Below are 5,539 nucleotides of genomic sequence, written 5' to 3' on the forward strand. Positions count from 1 at the left end.
GGTTGCTGTCGGTCGCGGCCGTGACCTGAGTTCACGGTGCCTGGCACAAAGCTGTCATTGGCTCACCCAGCAGCGCGGCAGCATCGATGACCGGTATCGAGGGAGCTGCAGTCATGGTCTAGCACACGTCTCCCCATGAACGGGCACGACCCTACGCCTACCTGCGCGATGTCATGGCACGCCTGCCCATGCAGCCCGCCACCCAGATCGGCGAGCTGCTGCCATACCGCTGGCAGTCAGCCTGACAGCGCATATTCAGATACACGACCGCGCCCCGCAGTCAAGATGGGATCGCCGCGCGATTACGGGCGTCCTACAACCCTTAACTTAAGTCGGCCTACAGGCGAACAGTTGCCCCTCGGTCCCATGCCCCACGGCTGCATGGAATCCAAGTTCCATACCTAGGCAATTTTCTGACTTACGCTATGCGCCAAACCCAGGAAGGTCGAGATCAGAGGAGCTTGATGCCGCTCCTTTCTACAGATGAAGTGCACCTGTGTCGCCATGCTGGTGTCTGAAATAGTTAACTTAACAAGGCGAGGATCTGGCCTGTAGGCTGTTTCCGCCACGACGCCTAGGCCCAGCCCCTCCGCCACCGCCTCTCGAACGGACTCGCGGCTGCCCATCTCCAGAGCCACCTGCACCTCGACGCCTCGCTCCTTTAGTTCTTGTTCAAACACGCGTCTGGTCGTCGATCCTTCCTCTCGGATGACGAACCTCTGACCCTGCAGATCACGCAGTTTGAGAGTGGCCCGTTGCGCGAGTGAGTGTTGGGTGTTGCCGAATATCACCAATCGCTGGGTACGGTAAGCCGCGCCAAATAGATCTGGGTGAGCGACGTGATTGAGCACCATGCCCACGTCTCCCTGGTAGTCAAGAATCTTTTCGGTGATGGTTCGCGAGTCGCCTACGCCAACAGCCACGTTGACCTGGGGGAACTGTTTCATGAACAGCTTCAACGCGGGCAGCACGTTGTGCGGCCCGATGGCATGGATGACCAGTCGCCCTACGTATTGATTTTTCGCAGCAGCGAGCAGTGCGTGCGCATCTTCCTCGCCACTGAAGGTACGCCGGGTGTAGTTCAACAGAGTGCGTCCAAAGGACGTGAGTTCAAGCCGCCGCCCGCGCCGATGAAAAAGCTCCACGCCGAAGTCGACCTCCAGGCGCTGTATGTGTGAAGAAACAGTCGGTTGTTGAATAGCGAGCACTCTCGCGGCAGCGGTCATGCTGCCGGCTCGGGCCGTTGCGTCAAAGGCCTTCAAGGCTGCGAGGAGGCTGAGTCCAGACATTGATGTGATCTATGGGTGCCCTCATTTTTAGGGATGAAAGTTTCATATTCATGACACCTTGGTCACCCAGACTTGAGCTGTGCTTCCACTGAAGCTGTTTCTTCCAGAACCTCCTCTTTCCCGAGAGATACCTCTGACCACTTGAGTCCTGGTGTGCGTCTAGCGCACCACAACAAATGAAACCGAGCTATGAAAACTGCAATTCGCGAGAGCCATCTGAGCTTGCGGGGTATCACGGTGACCTATGCCGATGGTCACACAGCGCTTGCGCCCACCTCGCTGGAGGTACAGCATGGCGGGTTCCTTGTGCTGCTGGGCGCGTCGGGCGCGGGAAAGTCAACGCTGCTGCGCAGCATCAATGGCTTGGTTAGCCCCACAGACGGAGAGGTGTCGGTGGCCGATCTGCCGGGCGGCACCGTCTCAAAACGCAACCTTCTTGAGCATCGGCGCCACTGCGGCATGGTGTTCCAGCAGCACCACCTGATCGGGCGGCAAAGCGTGCTGGCCAATGTGTTGATGGGCAAGCTCGCCACCCGCGGATCTCTGGCGTCGTTGTGGCCTTGGAGCAAGGCTGACAAGCTGGAGGCGCTGGCGGCCATTGACCGCGTAGGCCTGCTTGAGAAAGCCCTAGCACGGGCAGACACCTTGTCTGGTGGGCAACAACAACGCATTGGCATTGCGCGTGCCTTGGTGCAAAAGCCCCGCCTGCTGCTGGCCGATGAGCCGGTGGCCAGCCTCGACCCGGCGACCGCGCAGAGTGTGTTGACCCTGCTTCACGACATCTGCAAGAAAGACCGACTCACGGCCATCGTGAGTCTGCATCAAGTCAACCTCGCGCGCATGTTCGCCGACCGCATTGTGGGCCTTCGCCAGGGCCAGGTGGTGTTCGACGGGACAGCAGCGCAGTTGACGGAAGAAGCCCAGTCTGCCCTGTACGCGAAGTCGTCACCTGTCGAACCGTCCCGTTCTTCCTCACCTGCCAACATGGGCAGTCAATTTGATTCCCCCTCTCAATCCAAGGAGTTTTTACCGTGCTGAATCGTCGCCGTTTCCAATTTATCGCTGCCGTCACTTTGGCCGCCCTGTTGCCACTTGGCGCCCATGCCGAGGGCAAAAATCCTTCCAAGCTTCGCGTTGCACTGTTGCCGGACGAAAACGCCGCCACCATCATTCAGAACGCACAGCCTCTGAAGCGGTACCTGGAACAGACCCTGAAGAAGGAAATAGAGATTACGGTGACTACGGACTACTCGTCGATGATTGAAGCCATGCGCTTTGGCCGCATCGAGGTGGCCTACTTTGGACCGTTCTCTTACGTACTGGCCAAGTCCAAGGCGCCCAACATTGAGCCTTTTGCCGTTGGCGTGGAGCGCGGCTCTCCGACCTACCAGTCGGTTCTCATTGCCACGGCGGGCGGCCCGGTGAAGACGCTGGCTGACGTTCGAGGAAAGCCGTTTGGCTTTGGCGACCAGGCTTCAACGTCCAGCCACCTCGCACCGCGCGCGCACCTGCTCAAGAACTACAAGCTTGACGGTGAGACCGACTACCGCCCCGTTTACCTGGGCACGCATGACGCCGTGGCCCGAGCCGTTCAGGCAGGGCAAATTCCGGCTGGCGCGTTGTCAAAACCCATTCTGGACAACCTCATCGCCAAGGGCACGGTGGATGCCAACAAGATCGTGCAACTCGAACTGTCAGCTCCCATTCCAAACTACCCCATCGCGATGCAGGGCAACCTCACGCCCGAGTTGAAAGCAGCCATCCGTGCAGCCTTTCTTGAGATGAAGGACGCCGAGATTCTCAAGTCATTCCGTGTGCAGGCCTTTGCCGCGACCGATGACAAGGCCTACGACGTTCTGCGTGACACCGCACAAATTCTGAAGCTTGATCTGGGGCGCATGCAGTGACGTCTGTTGCTCTGGAATCCATAGTTGCCATCGACGGACAGCAGCGACTCAAACGGCTGGGCGCCGCCTGTGTCGTTCTGTTCGTCTGTGTGGTGGCTTTGTATGTCACCGGCTTCTTTGACGCGCAGCGTTTCATCGAAGGCGGCCCAGCGATTCAGCAGTTGGCCTCAGAGATGGTGCCGCCGAATTTCGAGCGCTGGGAGCACTGGGTCATTCCATTGCGTGACACCTTAGCCATGTCGATCGCAGGCACGGCGCTGACCGTTCTGGCGTCGTTGCCGCTGGCCCTGGTGGCGGCGCCCAACACCGCGCCGAATGCGGTGGTTGGGCGAATCGTCAGAACCATCTTGGCTGCATTTCGGTCTGTGCCTGAAATCATCCTGGGCATTCTGTTCGTCGCGGCCGTGGGCTTTGGGGCATTGCCTGGTGTGCTGGCGTTGGCCCTGCATTCCACGGGCATGGTGGCCAAGTTCTACGCCGAAGCCATAGAGCACGTGGACCCGAAACCTCTGGAGGCCGCTAAGGCCGCGGGCGCAAGCCGGTTTCAGGTCATCACCCATGCTGTGTTACCGCAGGTTTTGCCCCAGTTGGCGGACATCACCATCTACCGATGGGAATATCACTTTCGCGCATCGGCAGTGATGGGCATCGTGGGTGCGGGCGGCATTGGCTTCGAACTCATGGCAGCTCTGCGCCTGATCAAGTACGACGAGGTCTCCGCCATTTTGCTGTCCATCCTCATATGCGTGCTCGTGGTCGACGGCATTGGGTCGGCGCTTCGCAAACATCTGAAATAGAAAGAGAGAGGAAGGTAATGATGCCGAAAATTGTGGTGACGCAGCCCATCCATGAAGCAGTTCTGGCGCGTCTTCGATCCGCCGGTGATGTAGTGATGAATCAAGGGCCTGAGCCCTGGAGCGAGGAAGAGCTTTACCTCCACCTGAAGGACGCCGACGCCATGATGGCGTTCATGCCTGACCGGGTAAACAGGCGAACTTTGTTGAACGCTCCACGGCTCAAGACCATCGCTTGCGCATTGAAAGGGTATGACAATTTTGACCTGATGGCCTGTGCACAAGCGGGGGTCAGCGTGAGCTTTGTGCCAGACCTTCTGACAGAGCCCACGGCAGAGCTGGCCATCGGTCTGGCCATTGCCGCTGCGCGTCACGTGCTCGCTGGTGACACCCGTATTCGCAGGGGCTACGCCGGCTGGCGTCCTCAGCTGTATGGAATAGGTCTGCACGGCTCGGTCGTGTCGGTCGTTGGCCTGGGCGCCGTGGGACGGGCCATCGTTGACCGCCTCTGCGGATTTGGGTGCGCTCAACTGCTGGGCGTGGACCCGCATGGTGATGACGAACGCCTGACCATGGTGAGCCTGGGTGAGGCCCTGTCGCAATCCGACTATGTCATTCTGGCCGTTCCGCTGCTGGACGTAACGCGTCACCTCGTCAATGACACCATGCTTGAAGGTGTTCGGCGGGGGCAGATCCTGGTCAACATTGGGCGAGGCTCGGTTGTGGACGAGGCTGCCGTGGCACGGGCGCTCAAGGACGAGCGCCTGGGTGCCTACGCCGCCGATGTGTACGAGATGGAAGACTGGCTGCTGGCAGACCGTCCACGCCAGATTCATCCGGAACTCTTGCAACACCCCTCCACGGTTTTCACACCCCACATTGGTTCGGCGGTGAAGAAGGTTCGCCGAGCCATCGAGTTGCAGGCTGCTGAAAATTTGCTCGTTGCGTTAAATGGTAATGAGCCGCTTGCACACTACGAGGCATCGCACCGAGCGGCTCATGTGGCAGCTTCGCACTGCTCGGTGCAGCCATGAGGTCACCACACCAGAGAATGCTTTTGGACGTTCTATGGTTCTGGCCGATCTAATTCTTTGAGAAGACCTTGGCTACGTGTTTCGGACCCGCGGGCCAACTGCGGATGCTCTTCGCAATGGTTCCGATAAGCCGTGCCGCCAAGTATCCGGGGTGGGATTCCCCCGGTTTCTCGGACGGTTTTCTGGGATCGTTGCCTACATCAACACCGACCGCAGCGGGTCGGGAGAACCAATTCATCCTTGGTGTGATCAGTTGCTCCTGCTACCTTGCCCGGCTCGCATCAATAGAGTGACCGGTCTGAGCAACAAAGCGGTCGCTTGAGACCCTGCTCGGCCAATGACCAGTTGCGCAACACGCGAACTTTCAGGCGTTAGGTTCGAGTGTCGGAGATCAGCCTCTTGCAGTCTCTCGACAGCTAACGCCTGCTTAGACCGCAAGACTTCATGCAAAACCCAAAAAAAGAGCGCTCATCTTGAGCGCTCTTTTTTTTATAGCAACAAGTTCAATATAGGCC

The 5,539-nt window shown here is 58.9% G+C and carries 5 protein-coding genes and 1 pseudogene; 5 read left to right on the top strand and 1 reads right to left on the bottom strand.

Going from position 1 to position 5,539, the window contains the following annotated elements; all coding sequences use genetic code 11:
• Window positions 1-135 precede the first annotated feature (135 nt).
• Window positions 136-245 (top strand): annotated as a pseudogene (locus KYG_RS23475) (transposase domain-containing protein); the annotation flags it as partial.
• A 156-nt stretch (window positions 246-401) separates the two neighbouring features.
• Here KYG_RS23475 and KYG_RS02105 read toward each other — a convergent pair.
• Window positions 402-1,289, bottom strand: a complete 888-nt coding sequence (locus KYG_RS02105; RefSeq protein ID WP_008903162.1) for a LysR substrate-binding domain-containing protein — start codon at window positions 1,287-1,289, stop codon at window positions 402-404.
• Window positions 1,290-1,478: 189 nt separating this feature from the next.
• Between KYG_RS02105 and phnC the strand changes: the two genes are divergently transcribed.
• From phnC to KYG_RS02125, 4 genes are read left to right on the top strand one after another with little or no spacing between them, the layout of a single operon-like run.
• Entirely contained in the window at window positions 1,479-2,327 is an 849-nt protein-coding gene (gene phnC, locus KYG_RS02110) for a phosphonate ABC transporter ATP-binding protein (RefSeq protein WP_008903163.1), read from the top strand.
• The gene (gene phnD / locus KYG_RS02115; protein ID WP_008903164.1) at window positions 2,321-3,196 is read left to right on the top strand and encodes a phosphate/phosphite/phosphonate ABC transporter substrate-binding protein; all 876 of its coding nucleotides are present in this window, start codon (window positions 2,321-2,323) and stop codon (window positions 3,194-3,196) included. Before phnC ends, phnD begins: the two co-directional genes overlap by 7 nt.
• On the top strand, window positions 3,193-3,993 hold the full coding sequence (phnE, locus tag KYG_RS02120; RefSeq protein WP_008903165.1) for a phosphonate ABC transporter, permease protein PhnE: 801 nt from the start codon (window positions 3,193-3,195) through the stop codon (window positions 3,991-3,993). Before phnD ends, phnE begins: the two co-directional genes overlap by 4 nt.
• Window positions 3,994-4,013: 20 nt before the next feature.
• Window positions 4,014-5,024 carry a phosphonate dehydrogenase gene (locus KYG_RS02125; protein ID WP_237707184.1) on the top strand — a complete coding sequence of 337 codons (1,011 nt, stop codon included), beginning with the start codon at window positions 4,014-4,016 and terminating at the stop codon, window positions 5,022-5,024.
• Window positions 5,025-5,539 lie beyond the last annotated feature (515 nt).

The organism is Acidovorax sp. NO-1 (genome assembly GCF_000238595.1).
Classification (GTDB): domain Bacteria; phylum Pseudomonadota; class Gammaproteobacteria; order Burkholderiales; family Burkholderiaceae_C; genus Acidovorax.